Here is a 20,764-nt window from a genome sequence, read left to right on the forward strand (position 1 = left end):
AGTAACTGAACACGGGACTAATCCTTTCTACATCCTTTTATCATTACACACACTCTACATTCTTTGAAAGGAGTTGAACACGCCCTAAATGCTGTGTGAAAAAGATAAATTCTCTTGTGAGCATCTCTCACTGCAAGAATTTCCTATTTTCACTTTGCATTTTACGGGCTTTGTATCCTATATGAGTAACATTCAAAACATGTCCCTGGAGGACATCATGGGAGAGCGCTTTGGTCGCTACTCCAAATACATTATTCAAGACCGGGCCTTGCCAGATATTCGGGATGGCTTGAAGCCGGTTCAGCGCCGTATTCTTTATTCTATGAATAAGGATGGCAATACCTTTGACAAGAGCTACCGCAAGTCGGCCAAGTCTGTCGGTAACATCATGGGGAATTTCCACCCACACGGTGACATTTCTATCTATGATGCCATGGTTCGTATGTCACAGGACTGGAAAAATCGTGAGATTCTAGTTGAAATGCACGGTAATAACGGTTCTATGGACGGAGATCCACCTGCGGCTATGCGTTATACCGAGGCGCGTTTGTCTGAAATTGCTGGCTACCTTCTTCAAGATATCGAGAAGAAGACCGTTCCCTTTGCTTGGAACTTTGACGATACCGAGAAAGAGCCGACAGTCTTGCCAGCAGCCTTTCCAAATCTCTTGGTTAATGGTTCGACTGGAATTTCGGCTGGATATGCCACAGATATTCCACCCCATAATTTGTCTGAGGTCATTGATGCTACAGTTTACATGATTGACCATCCAACTGCCAAGGTAGACAAACTAATGGAATTCTTGCCTGGACCAGACTTCCCTACAGGAGGAATTATTCAGGGCCGTGATGAAATCAAGAAGGCCTATGAAACTGGGAAAGGGCGCGTAGTTGTTCGTTCCAAGACTGAGATTGAGAAGCTAAAAGGTGGTAAGGAACAAATCGTTATTACTGAGATTCCTTATGAAATCAACAAGGCCAATCTAGTCAAGAAAATCGATGATGTTCGTGTCAATAACAAGGTGGCAGGAATTGCTGAGGTTCGTGACGAATCTGACCGTGATGGTCTTCGTATCGCTATCGAACTCAAGAAAGACGCTAATACAGAGCTGGTTCTTAACTATCTCTTTAAGTACACAGACCTGCAAATCAACTATAACTTTAATATGGTGGCGATTGATAATTTCACACCTCGTCAGGTCGGGATTGTTCCAATCTTGTCCAGCTATATTGCCCACCGTCGTGAAGTCATTCTGGCACGTTCGCGCTTTGATAAGGAAAAGGCTGAAAAACGTCTCCATATTGTCGAAGGTTTGATTCGTATGATTTCGATTTTGGACGAAGTCATTGCGCTTATTCGTGCTTCTGAGAATAAGGCAGACGCTAAGGAAAACCTCAAGATCAGCTATGATTTTACAGAGGAGCAGGCTGAGGCTATCGTAATCTTGCAACTGTACCGTTTGACCAATACAGACGTAGTTGTCTTGCAGGAAGAAGAAGCAGAGCTTCGTGAGAAGATTGCTATGCTTGCTGCTATTATTGGTGATGAACGGACCATGTACAATCTCATGAAGAAAGAGCTTCGTGAGGTCAAGAAGAAATTTGCGACTCCACGTTTGAGTTCGTTAGAAGACACTGCGAAAGTAATCGAGATTGATACAGCTAGTCTTATCGCCGAGGAAGATACCTATGTCAGCGTGACCAAGGCAGGTTATATCAAGCGTACCAGTCCACGTTCTTTTGCAGCTTCAACGCTAGAGGAAATTGGCAAACGTGATGATGACCGTTTGATCTTTGCTCAAGCTGTCAAGACAACACAGCATCTTTTGATGTTCACGACTCTTGGAAATGTCATTTATCGACCAATTCATGAATTGGCAGATATTCGCTGGAAGGATATCGGAGAGCATCTGAGCCAAAACATCACAAACTTCGAAACTAACGAAGAAATCCTTTACGTGGAAGTCGTGGATCAGTTTGATGATGCGACAACCTATTTTGCTGCGACTCGTCTCGGTCAAATTAAGCGTGTAGAGCGAAAAGAGTTCACTCCATGGCGGACCTATAAATCTAAGTCTGTCAAGTATGCTAAGCTCAAAGACGAGACAGACCAGATTGTAGCAGTAGCTCCAATCAAACTGGATGATGTTGTCTTGATTAGCCAAAATGGTTATGCCTTACGCTTTAACATCGAAGAGGTTCCAGTTGTCGGTGCCAAGGCTGCAGGTGTCAAGGCTATGAATTTGAAAGAAGATGACATTCTTCAGTCCGCCTTTATCTGCAATACCTCATCCTTCTACCTCTTAACCCAACGTGGAAGCTTGAAACGTGTTTCTATTGACGAAATTCCAGCAACCAGCCGTGCCAAACGAGGATTACAAGTCTTGCGTGAGTTGAAAAACAAACCGCATCGTGTCTTCTTGGCTGGTGCAGTTGTAGAACAAGGCTTCATCGGTGATCTCTTCAGTACAGAAGTTGAAGAAAATGACCAAACTCTGCTTGTTCAATCAAACAAAGGAACAATCTATGAAAGCCGATTGCAAGACTTGAACCTGTCAGAAAGGACTAGCAACGGAAGCTTCATTTCTGACACGATTTCAGATGAAGAAGTTTTTGACGCTTATCTTAAAGAAGTATTTCCAGAAGCCAAATAAGTGAAATGAAGAATCAGTTCTAAGAGCTGGTTCTTTTTTATTGAAGAAATTTTCTGAAAATTACAAAATATACTTGCTATTTTAGAAAAATAGTGTAGAATAAAAGAAATAGGTTTTTAGAATAAGGAGTGGAATATGACAGTAACGATTGATTGGGAAAACCTTGGTTTTTCCTATATGAAATTACCTTATCGCTATATTGCTCATTTTAAAAATGGACAATGGAATCAAGGAGAGTTGACAGAAGATGCAACCTTGCATATTTCTGAGTCTTCTCCAAGTCTTCACTATGGACAACAAGCATTTGAAGGTTTGAAAGCTTATCGTACTAAGGATGGCAGTGTTCAACTGTTCCGTCCTGATGAAAATGCCAAACGCCTGCAACGAACATGTGACCGACTCTTGATGCCACAAGTTCCGACAGAAATGTTTGTAGAAGCTTGTAAAGCAGTTGTCCGTGCCAATGAAGAATATGTACCTCCATACGGAACAGGTGGAACCCTATATCTTCGTCCTCTTTTGATTGGTGTCGGAGATATTATTGGGGTTAAACCAGCAGAGGAATACATTTTCACCATCTTTGCTATGCCAGTTGGTAATTACTTTAAAGGTGGATTGGTCCCAACCAATTTCTTGATTCAGGATGAATACGACCGTGCAGCACCAAATGGTACAGGTGCGGCTAAGGTTGGTGGAAACTATGCTGCAAGTCTCTTGCCAGGGAAATTGGCCAAGTCACGTCATTTCTCAGATGTTATCTATCTAGATCCATCAACACATACAAAGATTGAAGAAGTCGGATCAGCTAATTTCTTTGGAATTACAGCTGATAATGAATTTGTAACACCATTGAGTCCTTCTATCTTGCCATCTATTACCAAGTATTCCTTGCTTTATTTGGCAGAACATCGTTTGGGCTTAACTCCTATTGAGGGGGATGTCCCGATTGACAACCTTGACCGTTTTGTAGAGGCAGGTGCCTGTGGTACAGCAGCAGTTATTTCTCCAATTGGTGGAATTCAGCACGGTGATGATTTCCATGTTTTCTATAGTGAAACAGAAGTAGGTCCTGTGACTCGTAAATTATATGATGAATTGACGGGAATTCAGTTTGGCGATATTGAAGCGCCAGAAGGTTGGATTGTAAAAGTAGATTAAAATAAACTAAAGGAGATTTTTTATGAAATCGAAAAAGTGGCTCTTAACAGCAGGAGTAGTCCTGAGCACAACAGCTCTTTTAGTAGCTTGTGGAAAAGCTGATAAAGAAGCAGATGCACCGACAACATTCTCATATGTCTATGCAGTAGATCCTGCATCTTTGGACTATAGTATAGCGACTCGTACTTCTACAACAGATGTCATTGGGAACGTGGTTGATGGTTTGATGGAAAACGACCAATACGGAAATGTTATTCCTTCCTTGGCTGAAGATTGGTCTGTCTCAAAAGATGGTTTGACTTATACCTATAAACTACGTAAAGGGGTTAAATGGTACACATCAGAAGGTGAAGAATACGCCGAAGTAACAGCCCATGACTTTGTAACAGGACTAAAACACGTGGCCGACGGTAAGTCAGACGGTGTCTCTCTTATCCAAAATTCAATCAAGGGCTTGGATGCCTACATGACTGGTGAGACTAATGATTTCTCTACAGTTGGTGTCAAGGCTTTGGATGATTACACAGTTGAATATACTCTAAACAAACCAGAAAGCTTCTGGAACTCTAAAGTTACAACAGCAACGATGTTGCCTGTAAATGAAGAGTTTTTGAAGGCATCAGGTAAAGATTATGGAGCAGTTACTCCAGCAGGGATTCTCTACAATGGTCCTTATATCTTGAAGACCTTGACTTCTAAATCGTTGATTGAATACGAGAAAAATCCAAATTATTGGGATAAAGAAAAGGTAAAAATCGAGAAGATTAAATTGACTTACTACGATGGTTCTGATCAGGAATCCTTGATTCGTAGTTTCTCTTCTGGTGCCTATACGACAGCTCGTCTCTTCCCAAGTAGCTCAAACTTTGCTTCTACTTTGGAACAATACGGAGATAAAATCACTTATAGCCCACAGGACTCAAGTAGCTATTACTTCACCTTTAACGTAAATCGTCAGTCATATAATAAAACTGCGAAAACAAGTGAAGAGCAAAAAACTTCAACTAAAGAAGCTATGCTGAATAAGGACTTCCGTCAGGCTATCAACTTTGCCTTCAACCGCCATTCTTATGCTGCACAGCTAAATGGTGAAGACGGTGCGGACAAGATTATTCGTAACAGTCTAGTTCCAGATAACTTTGTGCAAGCAGGTGGTAAGAACTTTGGTCAAATCGCTCAAGCAGAGTTGGTGAACTATGGTGACCAATGGAAAGGTGTTGAGCTAGTTGACGGTAAGGATTCTATCTACAACCCTGACAAGGCTAAAGCAGCCTTTGAAAAAGCTAAGAAAGACTTGGAATCTAAAGGGGTAACTTTCCCAATTCACTTGGATGTCCCAGTTGAACAAACAGATACTATCGCCGTTCAACAAAGCAACTCTTTCAAACAGTCAATTGAATCAACTCTTGGTGCTGAAAATGTTGTTATCGACGTTCTTCAAATGACAGATAATGAAAAGGAAACAATCACTTCACAAGCGCGTGTTCCTTCTCAAAAAGACTATGATTTGAACAGTACAGGATGGGCTCCAAGTTATCAAGACCCAGCATCTTACTTGAATATCATGGATCCTAAATCAGGTTCTGCTATGAAGCACCTAGGTATTACTAAAGGGAAAGATAAAGATGTTGTAGCTAAACTTGGTTTAGATGAATATAAGAAATTATTGGATGATGCGGATTCAGAAACTACGAATCTTGAAGAACGCTATGAAAAATATGCCAAGGCTCAAGCTTGGTTGACAGATAGTTCATTATTGATGCCAACAGCCTCATCTGGTGGTTCTCCAGTTGTAAGTAATGTAGTACCATTCTCAAAACCATACTCACAAGTTGGTATTAAGGGTGACCCATATATCTTTAAAGGAATGAAATTGCAAAAAGATATTGTTACAACAAAAGAATATGAAGAAGCACTGAAAAAATGGCAAAAAGAAAAATTGGAATCAAATGGTAAGTACCAAAAAGAACTAGAAAAACACATTAAATAAAGCAGAAAACTCTATATCAGATATGGAATGATATAGAGTTTTTTCTTGCTAGTTTTAGGATTTTCTTGTAAAATAGAAAAAGTGAAGAGAGGTATGAAATGAGTAAGAAAGATAAAAAAATCGAAATTCAAGTAGCGGATGCCAAAGTTAATGTAGGAAAAGACAGTTTTGAAGGTTATACATTGACCATTGGTAAAAAGGTTATCGGAGAAATTGCCGAATTAGATGGACAATTTGCCATCATAAAGAATGGGAATGTCGATAGTTTTTATAAAAAATTGGAAAAAGCTGTGGAAATTTTGATTGAAAATTATAATTTAGCAAAATAAGTCTTGTTTTTTTGAAATTTTCATGATATAATAGTCCATGTTGATTGTAGGAGAGATAGCGAAGAGGCTAAACGCGGCGGACTGTAAATCCGCTCCTTCGGGTTCGGGGGTTCGAATCCCTCTCTCTCCATTTCATCAATGGGGTATAGCCAAGCGGTAAGGCAAGGGACTTTGACTCCCTCATGCGTTGGTTCGAATCCAGCTACCCCAGTTCTTAGGTAATGATCAAGATAAAAAGCAAAATATCTTAGGGTATTTTATTTTTATAATTGAAAGACGTGAACGATATGAACTTGTTCTGGCGGGTGCTTAGGAAAAAAATTATAAGTATGTCAAGTTTAAGAAAAACTTGATTGTTGGAGGATTTTTTAGATGAACGAATTTGAAGATTTGCTAAATAGCGTTAGCCAAGTTGAGACTGGTGATGTTGTTAGTGCTGAAGTATTGACAGTTGATGCGACTCAAGCTAACGTTGCAATCTCTGGAACTGGTGTTGAAGGTGTCTTGACTCTTCGCGAATTGACAAACGATCGCGATGCAGATATCAATGACTTTGTTAAAGTAGGAGAAGTATTGGATGTTCTTGTACTTCGTCAAGTAGTTGGTAAAGATACTGATACAGTTACATACCTTGTATCTAAAAAACGCCTTGAAGCTCGCAAAGCATGGGACAAACTTGTTGGTCGCGAAGAAGAAGTTGTTACTGTTAAAGGAACTCGTGCCGTTAAAGGTGGACTTTCAGTAGAATTTGAAGGTGTTCGTGGATTTATCCCAGCTTCAATGTTGGATACTCGTTTCGTACGTAACACTGAGCGTTTTGTAGGTCAAGAATTTGACGCTAAAATCAAAGAAGTTGACGCTAAAGAAAACCGCTTCATCCTTTCACGTCGTGAAGTTGTTGAAGCAGCTACTGCAGCAGCTCGCGCTGAAGTGTTCGGTAAATTGGCTGTTGGTGATGTTGTAACTGGTAAAGTTGCTCGTATCACAAGCTTCGGTGCTTTCATCGATCTTGGTGGTGTTGATGGATTGGTTCACTTGACTGAATTGTCACACGAACGTAACGTATCACCAAAATCAGTTGTAACTGTTGGTGAAGAAATTGAAGTGAAAATCCTTGACCTTAACGAAGAAGAAGGACGTGTATCCCTTTCACTTAAAGCAACAACACCTGGACCATGGGATGGCGTTGAGCAAAAATTGGCTAAAGGTGATGTAGTAGAAGGAACAGTTAAACGTTTGACTGACTTCGGTGCATTTGTTGAAGTATTGCCAGGTATCGATGGACTTGTTCACGTATCACAAATTTCACACAAACGTATTGAAAATCCAAAAGAAGCTCTTAAAGTTGGTCAAGAAGTTCAAGTTAAAGTTCTTGAAGTTAACGCAGATGCAGAGCGCGTATCACTTTCTATCAAAGCTCTTGAAGAGCGTCCAGCTCAAGAAGAAGGACAAAAAGAAGAAAAACGTGCTGCTCGTCCACGTCGTCCAAAACGTCAAGAAAAACGTGATTTCGAACTTCCAGAAACACAAACAGGATTCTCAATGGCTGACTTGTTCGGTGATATCGAACTTTAATCAAATTGAAAATTCATAAAATCCTTTGTTTCATAAACAAGGGATTTTTCTTTTGTCTGTAAGTCTTTTTTGATATAATAGTTCTATGTTAGAATCAGAAAAACAATCACGTTATCAAATGTTAAATGAGGAGTTCTCTTTTTTATTGGATGGTGAAACCAATGTTTTGGCTAATCTTTCCAATGCCAGTGCTCTTCTAAAATCACGCTTTCCTAATACCGTATTTGCAGGCTTTTATCTGTTCGATGGAGAGGAATTGATTTTAGGTCCCTTCCAAGGAGGAGTTTCCTGCATCCGTATTGCACTGGGAAAGGGTGTTTGTGGTGAGGCAGCTCATTTTCAGGAAACTGTTATTGTTGGAGATGTAACGACTTATCCCAACTATATTTCTTGTGATAGTCGAGCTAAAAGTGAAATTGTTGTGCCCATGATAAAGAATGGTCAATTACTTGGAGTTCTGGATTTGGATTCTTCAGAGATTGATGATTATGATGCTATGGATCGAGATTATTTGGAACAATTTGTCGCTATTTTGCTTGAAAAAACAGAATGGGACTTTACAATGTTTGGGGAGAAAGCCTAATGTATCAAGCACTTTATCGAAAATATAGAAGTCAAAACTTCTCCCAGTTGGTTGGTCAAGAGGTTGTGGCTAAGACTCTTAAACAAGCAGTTGAACAAGAGAAAATAAGTCATGCTTATCTTTTTTCTGGTCCCCGTGGAACGGGAAAAACCAGTGTAGCTAAGATTTTTGCCAAAGCTATGAACTGTCCCAATCAAGTAGGTGGTGAACCTTGCAATAACTGCTATATTTGTCAGGCTGTGACGGACGGTAGTTTAGAAGATGTCATCGAAATGGATGCGGCCTCTAATAATGGGGTCGATGAAATTCGTGAAATTCGTGATAAATCTACCTACGCTCCTAGCCTTGCTCGTTATAAGGTGTATATCATAGATGAGGTTCATATGCTGTCTACAGGGGCTTTTAATGCCCTCCTAAAGACTCTGGAAGAGCCAACACAGAATGTGGTCTTTATTTTGGCCACTACTGAATTGCACAAGATTCCTGCCACTATTCTATCTCGTGTGCAACGTTTTGAGTTTAAATCAATTAAGACACAGGATATTAAGGAACATATCCACTATATTTTAGAAAAAGAAAATATCAGTTCTGAACCAGAGGCTGTGGAAATCATTGCCAGACGGGCTGAAGGTGGGATGCGGGACGCCTTGTCTATTTTGGATCAAGCCCTAAGTTTGACACAGGGAAATGAATTGACAACTGCCATCTCTGAAGAAATTACTGGCACCATTAGTCTATCAGCCTTGGATGATTATGTGTCTGCCTTGTCTCAACAGGATGTTCCAAAGTCCCTAGCGTGCTTAAATCTTCTCTTTGACAATGGTAAGAGCATGACTCGTTTTGTGACCGACCTTTTGCACTATTTAAGAGACTTGTTAATTGTTCAAACAGGGGGAGAAAATACTCATCATAGTCCAGTCTTTGTTGAGAATTTAGCTCTTCCTCAAGAAAATCTGTTTGAAATGATTCGCTTGGCGACAGTCAGTTTAGCAGATATTAAGTCTAGTTTGCAGCCCAAGATTTATGCTGAGATGATGACTATCCGTTTGGCAGAGATTAAGCCTGAACCAACTCTTTCTGGGGCAGTTGAACATGAAATTGCTGCATTGAGACAGGAAGTTGCGCGTCTTAAGCAAGAACTAGCAAATGTAGAAACTATACCCAAGCCAACTAGTCCAGCACCTAGTCGCCCAGCAACGGGCAAGACAGTCTATCGTGTGGACCGCAATAAGGTTCAATCTATCTTACAAGAGGCTGTTGAAAATCCTGATTTAGCACGTCAAAATCTGATTCGTCTGCAGAATGCCTGGGGAGAGGTGATTGAAAGTCTAGGAGGCCCTGATAAGGCTCTGCTAGTTGGTTCTCAACCGGTTGCGGCCAATGAACACCATGCTATTCTTGCTTTTGAGTCTAACTTCAATGCTGGTCAAACCATGAAACGAGACAATCTCAACACCATGTTTGGCAATATCCTCAGTCAGGCAGCAGGTTTTTCACCTGAGATTTTAGCCATTTCCATGGAGGAATGGAAAGAAGTTCGCGCAGCCTTTTCAGCTAAAGCTAAATCTTCTCAAGTTGAAAAAGAAGCAGAAGAAAGTCTGATACCAGAAGGATTTGAATTTTTGGCTGATAAAGTGAAGGTAGAGGAAGACTAAAGAAAGATTTCATGATACAATAAGTTTATGAATAGACAACAATTTATTATCATCGCGCTGTTTACAGCTGCTGAGACCTATTTTTTCAATGAAGCTTGGATGACTGGTCGTTATATTATGGCAGCCTTTTGGGCCATTTTGCTCTTTAGAAATTTTCGAGTTAGTTATTTGATGGGCAAGATTGTAGATGTCATTGACCAACATTTAAAAGGAAAAGACTAATCCTCAGCTTCTAGACAAAATCAAAGCCTTTTAGGCTTTTTTTTGTTATACTATAAAAGTATATTTATTGACCTTTTACCGTATTTTCTAGGGAAATTAAGTATGTTTCTAGTAAGTACTGTAAAGGCCTTGAAAAAGAAAGGAACTATCATGTCAGTATTAGAGATCAAAGATCTTCACGTTGAGATTGAAGGAAAAGAAATTTTAAAAGGGGTTAACCTGACCCTGAAAACAGGCGAAATCGCCGCTATCATGGGACCAAATGGTACTGGTAAATCAACTCTTTCTGCCGCTATCATGGGGAACCCTAACTATGAAGTTACCAAAGGTGAAGTCTTGTTTGACGGCGTAAACATCCTTGAATTGGAAGTGGACGAGCGTGCGCGTATGGGACTTTTCCTTGCTATGCAATATCCATCAGAAATTCCTGGTATTACTAATGCTGAGTTTCTTCGTGCAGCCATGAATGCTGGTAAAGAAGATGATGAGAAGATTTCAGTTCGTGAGTTTATTACTAAACTAGACGAGAAGATGGAATTGCTCAACATGAAAGAAGAAATGGCAGAGCGTTACCTCAACGAAGGTTTCTCTGGTGGTGAGAAAAAACGTAATGAAATTCTTCAACTTTTGATGTTGGAACCAACATTTGCACTTTTGGACGAGATTGACTCTGGTCTTGATATTGACGCTCTTAAAGTTGTCTCTAAAGGTGTTAATGCCATGCGTGGTGAAGGCTTTGGTGCTATGATTATCACTCACTACCAACGTCTTTTGAACTACATCACACCTGATGTGGTACACGTGATGATGGAAGGTCGTGTTGTCCTTTCTGGTGGTCCAGAATTGGCTGCGCGTTTGGAACGTGAAGGATACGCAAAACTAGCTGAAGAACTTGGCTATGACTACAAGGAAGAATTGTAATTCCCTCGTATCTTTTAGGAGAAGTAAATGACTAAAGAAAATATTAAACTTTTTTCAGAAATGCACGCTGAACCAAGCTGGTTGGCTGATCTCCGTCAAAAAGCTTTTGACAAGATTGAGACTTTGGAATTACCAGTTATTGAGCGTGTCAAATTCCACCGTTGGAATCTGGGGGATGGAACGATTACAGAAAGTGAGCCATCAGCAAATGTTCCAGATTTCACTGCACTAGATAATCACTTGAAGTTGGTGCAAGTAGGAACTCAAACTGTTTTTGAGCAAACTCCAGTTGAGTTGGCTGAACAGGGTGTTGTCTTCACAGATTTCCATTCAGCTTTAGAAGAAATTCCAGAACTGATCGAAGAATTCTTCATGTCATCTGTTAAGTATGACGATGACAAGTTGGCAGCCTACCATACAGCTTATTTCAATAGTGGTGCTGTTCTTTACATTCCTGATAATGTTGAAATTAAAGAACCAATAGAAGGAATTTTCTATCAAGACAGCGATAGTGATGTGCCGTTTAACAAGCATATTATGATTATCGCTGGTAAAAATTCTAAGATTAGTTATCTGGAGCGTTTAGAGTCACGCGGTGAAGGAAGTGCCAAAGCAACTGCCAATATCACAGTAGAAGTCATTGCGCGTTCTGGTGCTCAAGTCAAGTTTGCTGCGATCGACCGTCTAGGTGAAAACGTCACTGCCTACATTAGCCGTCGTGGTAAATTAGGTAACGATGCAAGCATTGACTGGGCGATTGGTGTCATGAACGAAGGAAATGTCGTTGCTGACTTTGATAGTGATTTGATTGGAAATGGTAGCCATGCTGACCTGAAAGTTGTAGCTCTTTCAAGTGGCCGTCAGGTACAAGGAATTGATACTCGAGTGACTAACTATGGTTGCAACTCAATCGGAAATATCCTCCAACATGGGGTTATTCTTGAAAAAGCAACCTTAACCTTCAATGGTATTGGCCACATTATCAAGGGTGCCAAGGGAGCAGATGCCCAACAAGAGAGTCGTGTTCTTATGCTTTCAGACCAAGCGCGTTCAGATGCCAACCCAATCCTTTTGATTGATGAAAATGACGTAACTGCAGGACACGCGGCTTCTATCGGTCAGGTAGATCCGGAAGACATGTACTACCTCATGAGCCGTGGCTTGGATAAGGCAACTGCAGAGCGTTTGGTTGTTCGTGGTTTCCTTGGATCTGTTATCGTTGAGATTCCAGTCAAAGAAGTTCGTGATGAGATGATTGCAACTATCGAAGAAAAATTGTCAAAACGCTAAGGGGAAGCCTATGTTAGATGTAGAAGTGATTCGTAAGGATTTTCCAATTTTAGACCAGATTGTCAACGATGAACCATTGGTCTATTTGGACAATGCTGCGACGACACAAAAACCACTAGCAGTTCTTGAAACAATCAACCGCTACTATGAGCAGGACAATGCCAATGTTCACCGTGGTGTCCATACTTTAGCAGAACGGGCAACAGCTTCCTATGAAGCTGCTCGTGAAACCGTTCGTAAGTTTATCAATGCAGGTTCTACAAAGGAAGTTCTCTTTACCAGAGGAACGACAACCAGTCTTAACTGGGTGGCGCGCTTTGCAGAGAAAGTCTTGACTGAGGGAGACCAGGTCTTGATTTCTGTCATGGAACACCATTCCAATATCATTCCTTGGCAAGAAACTTGTCGCAAGACAGGAGCTGAACTTGTCTATGTTTATCTCAAGGATGGAGCTCTGGATATGGATGATTTGCGAGCTAAATTGACTGATAGAGTCAAGTTTGTCTCCCTTGCTCACGCCTCAAATGTTCTGGGTGTGGTCAATCCAATCAAAGAAATCACTCAATTAGCTCATCAAGTTGGAGCCATTATGGTGGTGGATGGTGCTCAATCTACGCCTCATATGAAGATTGATGTTCAGGACTTGGATGTGGACTTCTTTGCCTTTTCAGGTCACAAGATGGCTGGTCCAACTGGTATTGGTGTCCTTTATGGTAAAGAGGAGTACCTAGAGCAAATGTCACCAGTAGAATTTGGCGGCGAAATGATTGATTTCGTCTATGAGCAATCTGCTAGTTGGAAGGAATTACCTTGGAAATTCGAGGCAGGAACTCCCAATATGGCAGGTGCAATTGGACTTGCTGCGGCAGTAGATTATCTTGAAAAGATTGGTATGGATGCGATTGAAGCCCATGAACAGGAACTGATTGCATACGTCTTTCCAAAACTGCAGGCGATTGAAGGATTGACCATTTATGGTTCGCAGGACTTGGCTCAACGTTCGGGTGTCATTGCCTTTAACCTAGGTGACCTTCATCCGCACGACCTTGCGACTGCTTTGGATTATGAAGGAGTGGCTGTTCGTGCGGGTCACCATTGCGCTCAACCCTTGCTCCAGTATTTGGACGTTCCAGCTACAGCTCGTGCAAGTTTTTATATCTACAATACCAAGGCAGATTGCGACAAGCTAGTCGATGCCTTACAAAAGACAAAGGAGTTTTTCAATGGCACTTTCTAAACTAGATAGCCTTTATATGGCAGTGGTAGCGGACCATTCGAAAAATCCACATCACCAAGGGAAGTTGGAAGATGCTGAGCAAATCAGTCTCAACAATCCGACCTGTGGAGATGTCATCAACCTCTCTGTCAAGTTTGACGCAGAGGGTCGTTTGGAGGATATTGCTTTTCTAAATTCAGGCTGTACCATCTCGACTGCCTCTGCAAGCATGATGACAGATGCCGTTTTAGGAAAAACCAAACAAGAAATTTTAGAACTTGCAACTATTTTTTCTGAAATGGTTCAAGGGCAAAAAGATGAGCGTCAAGACCAACTTGGAGACGCAGCCTTCTTATCAGGCGTTGCAAAATTCCCTCAACGAATCAAGTGTGCAACCCTAGCTTGGAACGCCCTAAAGAAAACAATTGAAAATCAAGAAAATTAGTAAGACAAGTTTCTTTTGTTTTATGAATCAGTAGAAATGAAGAATGAAAGAAAGGATATTATGGCTGAAGAAAGAGTAGAACCAAAACCAATTGACCTTGGTGAATATAAATTTGGTTTCCATGATGATGTAGAGCCTGTCCTATCGACAGGAAAAGGATTGAATGAAGATGTCATTCGTGAACTATCAGCTGCAAAGGGAGAACCTGAGTGGATGTTAGAGTTCCGTTTGAAGTCTTATGAAACCTTCAAAAAAATGCCTATGCAAACTTGGGGAGCAGACTTGTCAGAGATTGACTTTGATGATTTGATCTACTACCAAAAACCATCTGATAAACCAGCCCGTTCTTGGGATGATGTTCCTGAAAAAATTAAAGAAACCTTTGAACGTATCGGGATTCCTGAAGCAGAACGTGCATATCTAGCTGGAGCCTCTGCCCAGTATGAGTCAGAAGTGGTTTACCACAACATGAAGGAAGAGTTCCAGAAATTGGGGATTATCTTTACAGATACGGATTCTGCCCTTAAGGAATACCCAGACTTGTTTAAGCAATACTTTGCGAAGTTGGTACCACCGACTGATAACAAGTTGGCGGCCCTCAACTCAGCAGTATGGTCTGGTGGAACCTTTATCTACGTACCAAAAGGGGTCAAGGTAGATATTCCACTTCAAACTTACTTCCGTATAAACAACGAGAATACAGGTCAGTTTGAACGTACCTTGATTATCGTTGATGAAGGAGCAAGTGTCCATTATGTAGAAGGATGTACAGCGCCAACTTATTCAAGTAACAGCTTGCATGCTGCCATTGTAGAAATCTTTGCCTTGGATGGAGCTTATATGCGTTATACGACTATCCAAAACTGGTCTGATAACGTCTATAACTTGGTAACAAAGCGTGCTAAGGCTCAAAAGGATGCCACTGTTGAGTGGATTGATGGTAACTTGGGTGCCAAAACAACCATGAAATACCCATCTGTTTACCTAGATGGAGAAGGGGCGCGTGGTACCATGCTCTCTATCGCTTTTGCCAATGCTGGGCAACACCAGGATACTGGAGCTAAGATGATCCACAACGCTCCACATACAAGCTCGTCTATCGTGTCTAAATCCATCGCTAAAGGCGGAGGAAAGGTGGACTACCGTGGACAGGTAACCTTTAATAAAAGCTCTAAGAAATCTGTTTCTCACATCGAGTGTGATACCATTATCATGGATGACTTGTCAGCATCAGATACCATTCCGTTTAACGAAATTCACAACTCACAAGTTGCTTTGGAACACGAAGCTAAGGTATCTAAGATTTCAGAAGAGCAACTCTATTACCTCATGAGTCGTGGATTGTCAGAATCAGAGGCAACTGAAATGATTGTTATGGGATTTGTAGAACCATTTACAAAAGAGCTTCCAATGGAATATGCTGTTGAACTTAACCGTTTGATTAGCTATGAAATGGAAGGATCAGTTGGGTAAGAATATGTATAATCTGAGCAGGATTTATTTCTGTTCAGTTTTTTTGAAAAACTATCTTATAAATATTCACAAAATTCCTTTTATATGATAAAATAAAACAATCATATTTAATGGAGATGACCTATGAATATTTTTAGGACTAAAGATGTTAGTTTGGGACATACTGAAATGCACCGTCATTTAAAAGTATGGGATTTGATTTTATTAGGAATCGGTGCTATGGTAGGAACTGGGATTTTTACCATTACAGGAACCGCAGCAGCAACGCTTGCTGGTCCGTCACTGGTTGTATCCATAGTGATTTCTGCCCTGTGTGTTTCTTTATCCGCCCTCTTTTTCGCAGAGTTTGCCTCTCGTGTTCCTGCAACTGGTGGTGCTTATAGTTATTTGTATGCAATTTTGGGTGAATTACCAGCTTGGATTGCTGGTTGGTTGACCATCATGGAGTTCATGACAGCAGTTTCTGGTGTGGCCTCTGGCTGGGCAGCTTATTTTAAAGGCTTGCTCAGTAACTATAGTATTTCAATGCCTCAAGCCTTGAATGGGACCTTTAACCCTGAGCAGGGTACCTATATAGACCTTTTACCTATTTTGGTACTGACACTGGTAACCGGTTTAGTTTTATTAAATTCCAAGGCAGCATTGCGTTTTAATTCGCTTCTAGTCATCTTGAAATTCTCTGCTCTCGCTTTGTTTATTCTAGTTGGTATCTGGTATATTAAACCAGAAAATTGGTCCAACTTTGCTCCCTTTGGTTTTGGTCAAATTTATGGTGGAAGTACTGGAATAATGGCAGGAGCATCTTTGATGTTCTTTGGTTTCCTAGGATTTGAATCTATTTCGATGGCTGTTGATGAAATTCAAAATCCACAAAAGAATGTCCCACGAGGTATTGTTTTGTCTTTGACAATCGTAACGATTCTCTATGCTCTGGTTACATTAGTATTGACAGGGATTGTTCACTACAGCCAACTCAATGTGGATGATGCTGTAGCATTTTCATTGCGAAGTATAGGAATTGGTTGGGCAGCTAATTATGTGTCATTAGTGGCCATTTTAACCCTAATAACAGTATGTATTTCTATGACTTATGCCTTATCTCGTATGATTTACAGTTTAGCACGTGATGGTCTTTTACCTCGAAGTTTTAAGCAATTAAGCAAAACAAGTCGTGTTCCTAAAAATGCGACCATCTTAACAGGAGTTGCTTCTGCAATTGCAGCAGGAGTGTTTCCATTGGCTAGTATTGCAGCCTTTCTAAATATTTGTACGCTGGCTTATCTTATTTTATTGGCTTATGGAATTATAAAACTTAGAAAGGATAAGGGAATGCCTAAAGAAGGAGAATTCAAAACACCCCTAGTTCCCTTGTTACCGATTCTCTCGATTCTAATCTGTCTTTCCTTTATGCTTCAATATAGTGTAGAAACATGGATTGCGTTTGGCATTGCTCTTGTAGTTGGACTTGTGATTTACTTTACTTATGGCTATCGTCATTCAACACTTTCTGAATAAAGAAAAAGCTGGAAAATTCCAGCTTTTTCTTTATTCTTTTATATATGTGAATCCTTCTCCAAGGATTTCATGGGCTTCTGTAATAGTTATAAAGGCTTGAGGATCGATTCGATGAATCATTTCCTTCATTTTTACAATTTCATTTCTTCCGACAATACAGTAGATGATTTTTAAATCTTCTTGACTATAATAACCTTGACCTGAGATAAAAGTAACACCTCTTCCAAGGTCATCATTAATCGCCTTAGCAAGTTGATCAGGACATTTTGTGATAATCATAAAGCCTTTGCCGGCATAGCCGCCTTCGCCAATCAAATCGATAACACGGGAAACGATAAAATCAAATAAGAGTGTGTAGGAAACCAATCTCAAATCCTTGAAGATGAGGAGAATAAGCATGAGAATACAAAAATCTAAGATAAAGAGCAGTTTTCCCATGGATATATGAGTGTATTTATTGAGAATACGAGCTACAATATCAGTTCCACCAGTTGTCCCACCAGCATTGAAGATAATTCCGAGCCCAATTCCTAATAGAACCCCAGCTATAAGGGCTGTAATCAGTAAATCACCTTGAAGATCAATATGAAGGGGAATACGCTCAAAAAAGGCCAACCAGGCGGATAAAGCTAAGGTTCCTAGTAAACTAGAATAGAGGGATTTGGCTCCAAAGATTTTCCAAGCTAGGATGAAAAGGGGAATATTAATCAGCAAGTTCATGAGAGAAACAGGGATTTTAAAAAGATAAAAGGTGATGAGGGTGATACCTGTCGCTCCTCCTTCAAAGAGATGATGGGGAACTACAAAATAAGTCAGCCCAAAAGCATAAATAGCAGCACCTAGTAAAATGGTTAAAACGGGATAAATTTTTTTAATCATAGGAACCTCTTTTCTTATAAGTAGATTATATCAAATTTTTAGGGAAAATTTGAATGGCTCCATTAGGATTTTTAATCTTTTTTTGATATAATTAAGAGTAAGAAAACCAATCTGAATCCTAAAATAGAAAGATTGCAACTATGACAAAAATTAAGATTGTAACCGATTCATCTGTTACTATTGAACCAGAACTAGTAAAACAATTAGATATCACTGTTGTTCCACTATCTGTAATGATTGATAATGTTGTTTATTCTGATGCTGATTTAAAAGAAGAAGGTAAATTTCTTCAGTTGATGCAAGAAGCTAAAAATCTTCCTAAGACAAGCCAGCCACCTGTAGGTGTCTTTGCTGAAGTGTTTGAAGAACTATCTAAGGATGGTAGCCAGATTCTTGCTATTCATATGTCTCATGCCCTTTCAGGTACTGTAGAAGCAGCACGCCAAGGTGCTAGTTTATCTACTGCCGACGTGACGGTGATTGATAGTTCCTTCACTGATCAAGCCTTGAAATTCCAGGTAGTTGAGGCTGCGAAGTTAGCTCAAGCAGGCAAAGATATGGAGGAAATTTTAACTCGTGTAGAAGCAGTTAAAAACAACACAGAACTCTATATTGGCGTTTCAACTTTGGAAAATTTGGTAAAAGGTGGTCGTATTGGTCGTGTAACTGGATTGTTGAGTTCACTTCTCAATATCCGAGTTGTCATGCAAATGAAAGACCATGAATTGCAGCCAATTGTTAAAGGTCGTGGAGCTAAAACCTTTAAAAAATGGTTAGATGAGTTAACAACAACTCTCTCTGAACATTCTGTAGCAGAGATTGGAATTTCATATTCTGGTGGTGCTGATTGGGCAAAAGAGATGAAAGAAAGTTTACAAGCTTATGTTGAAAAGCCAATTTCTGTTTTGGAAACGGGTTCCATTATTCAAACTCACACGGGTGAGAACGCTTGGGCTATTTTGGTACGTTACCACTCCTAAAAAAATAAATAAAATGGGAAGAAATAGTGTTTTTAACTTGACCTAAAAGGGATTTTAGGATATGATTATATTTGTTAATTAGAAATTAAATTGGAGGAATCGTTAACATGGCAAACAAACAAGATTTGATCGCTAAAGTAGCAGAAGCTACAGAATTGACTAAGAAAGACTCAGCAGCAGCAGTTGAAGCTGTATTCGCAGCAGTAACAGAGTACCTTGCAGCTGGTGAAAAAGTTCAATTGATTGGTTTTGGTAACTTTGAAGTTCGTGAGCGTGCTGCACGTAAAGGTCGCAACCCACAAACTGGTAAAGAAATCAAAATTGCAGCTTCTAAAGTTCCAGCATTCAAAGCTGGTAAAGCTCTTAAAGACGCTGTTAAATAATCATCCTTTAAAAAGCCTATTGTATCAAGCTTTCTAGCTTGGTCAGTAGGCTTTTTTTATGTACAGGGGGCAAAAAAGGGGCAAAACTATAAATTATCTAGCAAATTGAGGATATTGTCATCCATCTTCTTTCTAACGTGTGTATAGATTTTATTTGTCGTACGAGAGTCAGAATGCCCTACTCTAGCCATAATTGCTTTTAGAGTTACGCTATTCTGCTTACGAGAGTTTGCCTAAAGATGTGGTAGATGAGGTGCCTATTAATGGATTCTTCAAGTTGTGTATTTGTTTTCAGATTTAAATATTCAATAGTTTTTACGATTTTTGGCAGTTTCGCTCGTCATGTAGAATGATATTCGATATACTCAAGGTTCACTGTGTAATCAAGAGACAGGTTTAAGATTAATTTAGATCACTCTGATTTTGACTTTGAAAGATTAAGTTTGATTAGAAAGCGTTGAATGTATTTTATATCGATATAAATCTCAAATGCCTATTTAAAATCATTCATGCTACTAGTAAGAGAGCTGATATAGCTCCCTTAGATTAGTCCATCACTCTTCTAAAAAAGTGAAATTTACTTTAATATATAGCTTAGATACTGCAACAAATGGTCATTATGCTACTATTGTATATGGATATAATGCTGAAAAGTTGAAGAAATTCAAATGTCGACTGAATATGACAGATATAGGATAAGAAGAGAGAGCAAGCTATCCTTTTATCTTTATATTATCGTGATTCCTTAATTTTAATGGATACAGTAGAAAACAAGATTATAGAAGTAAAAAAATTGAAAAGCAGTTGGAATTTATTGCTAATCTCTGAGATGATGTAACTATTAATGATTTACTGAAATAAACAGATTTGGCAAAAATTATGTATATCTTTACAGAATTTTATGCTCACTTAGTAGGTGGTGTAGAGGCAAAAAGGAAGTGATGGAACTTGAGCAAATTTTCAAACGTTTTTATAGTTTTATCAGGCAAGTTACAGAGGGGCTTCTGGTGTGAGTATTCGTGATTTCATGGAAGGGACTAATGGAGTCCTGGCAACAATTGAAAAAGTGATAAAGAAGAAGTAATCGATCTAGCTGGTTTTGAACTTTAACTTGTCAATGTAGCTATAAGAGAGTATAATAATGTTAAAAATATGGGGGCTATATGAATAAGCAATTTGTTATACCAGTAAGAGTTGATGAGAGAATTTTAAATAAACTCGATTTTGTATCAATAAAGCTACAACAAGGACGATCAGAAACGATTGGTAAAGGATTAGAGAAGCTCTATAGTGAGCTGGGGAGAAAAAGGATTGATTTGGGCACATATTTGATTGGGTGTGGCTATTTCTGTCTTAGCACTCTATACCTACACGATTATTTATATTTTTAATCATGATATGGAAGAAATCTTCGCAACTTTCATTATGTTGGTAATTTATTCACCATTCTTTCCGTTATTTTTGATATCAGTTGGGGGATTATCTTTATTGGATTAG

18 protein-coding genes and 2 tRNA genes are annotated in these 20,764 nt (G+C 39.6%); 19 read left to right on the top strand and 1 reads right to left on the bottom strand.

The window, feature by feature from the left end:
* Positions 1-181 precede the first annotated feature (181 nt).
* The 16 genes from parC (at position 182) to N5909_RS03270 (ending at position 17,025) form a co-directional block, all read left to right on the top strand.
* Positions 182-2,653 (top strand): DNA topoisomerase IV subunit A, encoded by a 2,472-nt coding sequence (parC, locus tag N5909_RS03195; protein WP_271630796.1) that lies wholly within the window; start codon positions 182-184, stop codon positions 2,651-2,653.
* A 135-nt stretch (positions 2,654-2,788) separates the two neighbouring features.
* Positions 2,789-3,811 carry a branched-chain amino acid aminotransferase gene (locus tag N5909_RS03200; RefSeq protein ID WP_033681953.1) on the top strand — a complete coding sequence of 341 codons (1,023 nt, stop codon included), beginning with the start codon at positions 2,789-2,791 and terminating at the stop codon, positions 3,809-3,811.
* A gap of 22 nt (positions 3,812-3,833) precedes the next feature.
* Positions 3,834-5,801 carry a peptide ABC transporter substrate-binding protein gene (locus tag N5909_RS03205; protein ID WP_033681952.1) on the top strand — a complete coding sequence of 656 codons (1,968 nt, stop codon included), beginning with the start codon at positions 3,834-3,836 and terminating at the stop codon, positions 5,799-5,801.
* Between the two features lie 98 nt (positions 5,802-5,899).
* On the top strand, positions 5,900-6,130 hold the full coding sequence (locus N5909_RS03210) for a DUF2969 domain-containing protein (RefSeq protein ID WP_000037113.1): 231 nt from the start codon (positions 5,900-5,902) through the stop codon (positions 6,128-6,130).
* Positions 6,131-6,179: 49 nt separating this feature from the next.
* A tRNA-Tyr gene (locus N5909_RS03215) sits at positions 6,180-6,260 on the top strand.
* 9 nt (positions 6,261-6,269) lie between these two features.
* A tRNA-Gln gene (locus N5909_RS03220) sits at positions 6,270-6,341 on the top strand.
* Between the two features lie 161 nt (positions 6,342-6,502).
* A complete protein-coding gene (gene rpsA / locus N5909_RS03225) occupies positions 6,503-7,705 on the top strand; it encodes a 30S ribosomal protein S1 (RefSeq protein ID WP_001001631.1) in 1,203 nt (400 codons plus the stop codon).
* A gap of 85 nt (positions 7,706-7,790) precedes the next feature.
* Positions 7,791-8,288, top strand: a complete 498-nt coding sequence (locus N5909_RS03230) for a GAF domain-containing protein (protein ID WP_033681951.1) — start codon at positions 7,791-7,793, stop codon at positions 8,286-8,288.
* Entirely contained in the window at positions 8,288-9,943 is a 1,656-nt protein-coding gene (gene dnaX / locus N5909_RS03235; RefSeq protein WP_271630797.1) for a DNA polymerase III subunit gamma/tau, read from the top strand. The genes N5909_RS03230 and dnaX overlap by 1 nt, the downstream gene beginning before the upstream one ends.
* A gap of 27 nt (positions 9,944-9,970) precedes the next feature.
* The gene (locus N5909_RS03240) at positions 9,971-10,165 is read left to right on the top strand and encodes a DUF3272 domain-containing protein (RefSeq protein WP_001081602.1); all 195 of its coding nucleotides are present in this window, start codon (positions 9,971-9,973) and stop codon (positions 10,163-10,165) included.
* A 150-nt stretch (positions 10,166-10,315) separates the two neighbouring features.
* Positions 10,316-11,086 carry a Fe-S cluster assembly ATPase SufC gene (sufC, locus tag N5909_RS03245; protein WP_000114489.1) on the top strand — a complete coding sequence of 257 codons (771 nt, stop codon included), beginning with the start codon at positions 10,316-10,318 and terminating at the stop codon, positions 11,084-11,086.
* A 27-nt stretch (positions 11,087-11,113) separates the two neighbouring features.
* Positions 11,114-12,376: a Fe-S cluster assembly protein SufD gene (gene sufD, locus N5909_RS03250; RefSeq protein ID WP_033681949.1), complete on the top strand. Its 1,263-nt coding sequence runs from the start codon at positions 11,114-11,116 to the stop codon at positions 12,374-12,376.
* Positions 12,377-12,386: 10 nt separating this feature from the next.
* Entirely contained in the window at positions 12,387-13,613 is a 1,227-nt protein-coding gene (locus N5909_RS03255) for a cysteine desulfurase (RefSeq protein WP_033681948.1), read from the top strand.
* Positions 13,600-14,037, top strand: coding sequence for a Fe-S cluster assembly sulfur transfer protein SufU (gene sufU, locus N5909_RS03260; protein WP_033681947.1), 438 nt, complete (start codon positions 13,600-13,602; stop codon positions 14,035-14,037). Before N5909_RS03255 ends, sufU begins: the two co-directional genes overlap by 14 nt.
* A 60-nt stretch (positions 14,038-14,097) precedes the next feature.
* Positions 14,098-15,510, top strand: coding sequence for a Fe-S cluster assembly protein SufB (gene sufB, locus N5909_RS03265; protein WP_033681946.1), 1,413 nt, complete (start codon positions 14,098-14,100; stop codon positions 15,508-15,510).
* A gap of 123 nt (positions 15,511-15,633) precedes the next feature.
* Positions 15,634-17,025, top strand: coding sequence for an APC family permease (locus N5909_RS03270; protein WP_033681945.1), 1,392 nt, complete (start codon positions 15,634-15,636; stop codon positions 17,023-17,025).
* Positions 17,026-17,055: 30 nt separating this feature from the next.
* Here the strand turns inward: N5909_RS03270 and N5909_RS03275 are convergent, their stop codons facing one another.
* Positions 17,056-17,904 (bottom strand): YitT family protein, encoded by an 849-nt coding sequence (locus N5909_RS03275; RefSeq protein ID WP_033681943.1) that lies wholly within the window; start codon positions 17,902-17,904, stop codon positions 17,056-17,058.
* A 140-nt stretch (positions 17,905-18,044) separates the two neighbouring features.
* Between N5909_RS03275 and N5909_RS03280 the strand changes: the two genes are divergently transcribed.
* The 3 genes from N5909_RS03280 to N5909_RS03290 all read left to right on the top strand — a co-directional run bounded on the left by N5909_RS03280 (position 18,045) and on the right by N5909_RS03290 (position 20,658).
* Positions 18,045-18,884: a DegV family protein gene (locus tag N5909_RS03280; RefSeq protein WP_033681941.1), complete on the top strand. Its 840-nt coding sequence runs from the start codon at positions 18,045-18,047 to the stop codon at positions 18,882-18,884.
* Positions 18,885-18,991: 107 nt separating this feature from the next.
* Positions 18,992-19,267 carry an HU family DNA-binding protein gene (locus N5909_RS03285; protein WP_001284640.1) on the top strand — a complete coding sequence of 92 codons (276 nt, stop codon included), beginning with the start codon at positions 18,992-18,994 and terminating at the stop codon, positions 19,265-19,267.
* Between the two features lie 1,163 nt (positions 19,268-20,430).
* Entirely contained in the window at positions 20,431-20,658 is a 228-nt protein-coding gene (locus N5909_RS03290) for a hypothetical protein (protein WP_033681939.1), read from the top strand.
* Positions 20,659-20,764: the final 106 nt, after the last annotated feature.

The sequence above is a fragment of the Streptococcus gwangjuensis genome, from assembly GCF_028156745.1.
Classification (GTDB): domain Bacteria; phylum Bacillota; class Bacilli; order Lactobacillales; family Streptococcaceae; genus Streptococcus; species Streptococcus gwangjuense_A.

What these genes read in the sequence shown, in the direction of transcription:
- N5909_RS03255 (WP_033681948.1), top strand. Translation starts at nt 12,387, where the DNA reads ATGTTAGATGTAGAAGTGATTCGTAAGGATTTTCCAATTTTAGACCAG.
- N5909_RS03205 (WP_033681952.1), top strand. Translation starts at nt 3,834, where the DNA reads ATGAAATCGAAAAAGTGGCTCTTAACAGCAGGAGTAGTCCTGAGCACA.
- N5909_RS03275 (WP_033681943.1), bottom strand. Translation starts at nt 17,904, where the DNA reads ATGATTAAAAAAATTTATCCCGTTTTAACCATTTTACTAGGTGCTGCT.
- N5909_RS03280 (WP_033681941.1), top strand. Translation starts at nt 18,045, where the DNA reads ATGACAAAAATTAAGATTGTAACCGATTCATCTGTTACTATTGAACCA.
- N5909_RS03230 (WP_033681951.1), top strand. Translation starts at nt 7,791, where the DNA reads ATGTTAGAATCAGAAAAACAATCACGTTATCAAATGTTAAATGAGGAG.
- sufU (WP_033681947.1), top strand. Translation starts at nt 13,600, where the DNA reads ATGGCACTTTCTAAACTAGATAGCCTTTATATGGCAGTGGTAGCGGAC.
- dnaX (WP_271630797.1), top strand. Translation starts at nt 8,288, where the DNA reads ATGTATCAAGCACTTTATCGAAAATATAGAAGTCAAAACTTCTCCCAG.
- rpsA (WP_001001631.1), top strand. Translation starts at nt 6,503, where the DNA reads ATGAACGAATTTGAAGATTTGCTAAATAGCGTTAGCCAAGTTGAGACT.
- N5909_RS03200 (WP_033681953.1), top strand. Translation starts at nt 2,789, where the DNA reads ATGACAGTAACGATTGATTGGGAAAACCTTGGTTTTTCCTATATGAAA.
- N5909_RS03240 (WP_001081602.1), top strand. Translation starts at nt 9,971, where the DNA reads ATGAATAGACAACAATTTATTATCATCGCGCTGTTTACAGCTGCTGAG.
- sufD (WP_033681949.1), top strand. Translation starts at nt 11,114, where the DNA reads ATGACTAAAGAAAATATTAAACTTTTTTCAGAAATGCACGCTGAACCA.
- N5909_RS03290 (WP_033681939.1), top strand. Translation starts at nt 20,431, where the DNA reads ATGAATAAGCAATTTGTTATACCAGTAAGAGTTGATGAGAGAATTTTA.
- N5909_RS03285 (WP_001284640.1), top strand. Translation starts at nt 18,992, where the DNA reads ATGGCAAACAAACAAGATTTGATCGCTAAAGTAGCAGAAGCTACAGAA.
- N5909_RS03210 (WP_000037113.1), top strand. Translation starts at nt 5,900, where the DNA reads ATGAGTAAGAAAGATAAAAAAATCGAAATTCAAGTAGCGGATGCCAAA.
- N5909_RS03270 (WP_033681945.1), top strand. Translation starts at nt 15,634, where the DNA reads ATGAATATTTTTAGGACTAAAGATGTTAGTTTGGGACATACTGAAATG.
- parC (WP_271630796.1), top strand. Translation starts at nt 182, where the DNA reads ATGAGTAACATTCAAAACATGTCCCTGGAGGACATCATGGGAGAGCGC.
- sufB (WP_033681946.1), top strand. Translation starts at nt 14,098, where the DNA reads ATGGCTGAAGAAAGAGTAGAACCAAAACCAATTGACCTTGGTGAATAT.
- sufC (WP_000114489.1), top strand. Translation starts at nt 10,316, where the DNA reads ATGTCAGTATTAGAGATCAAAGATCTTCACGTTGAGATTGAAGGAAAA.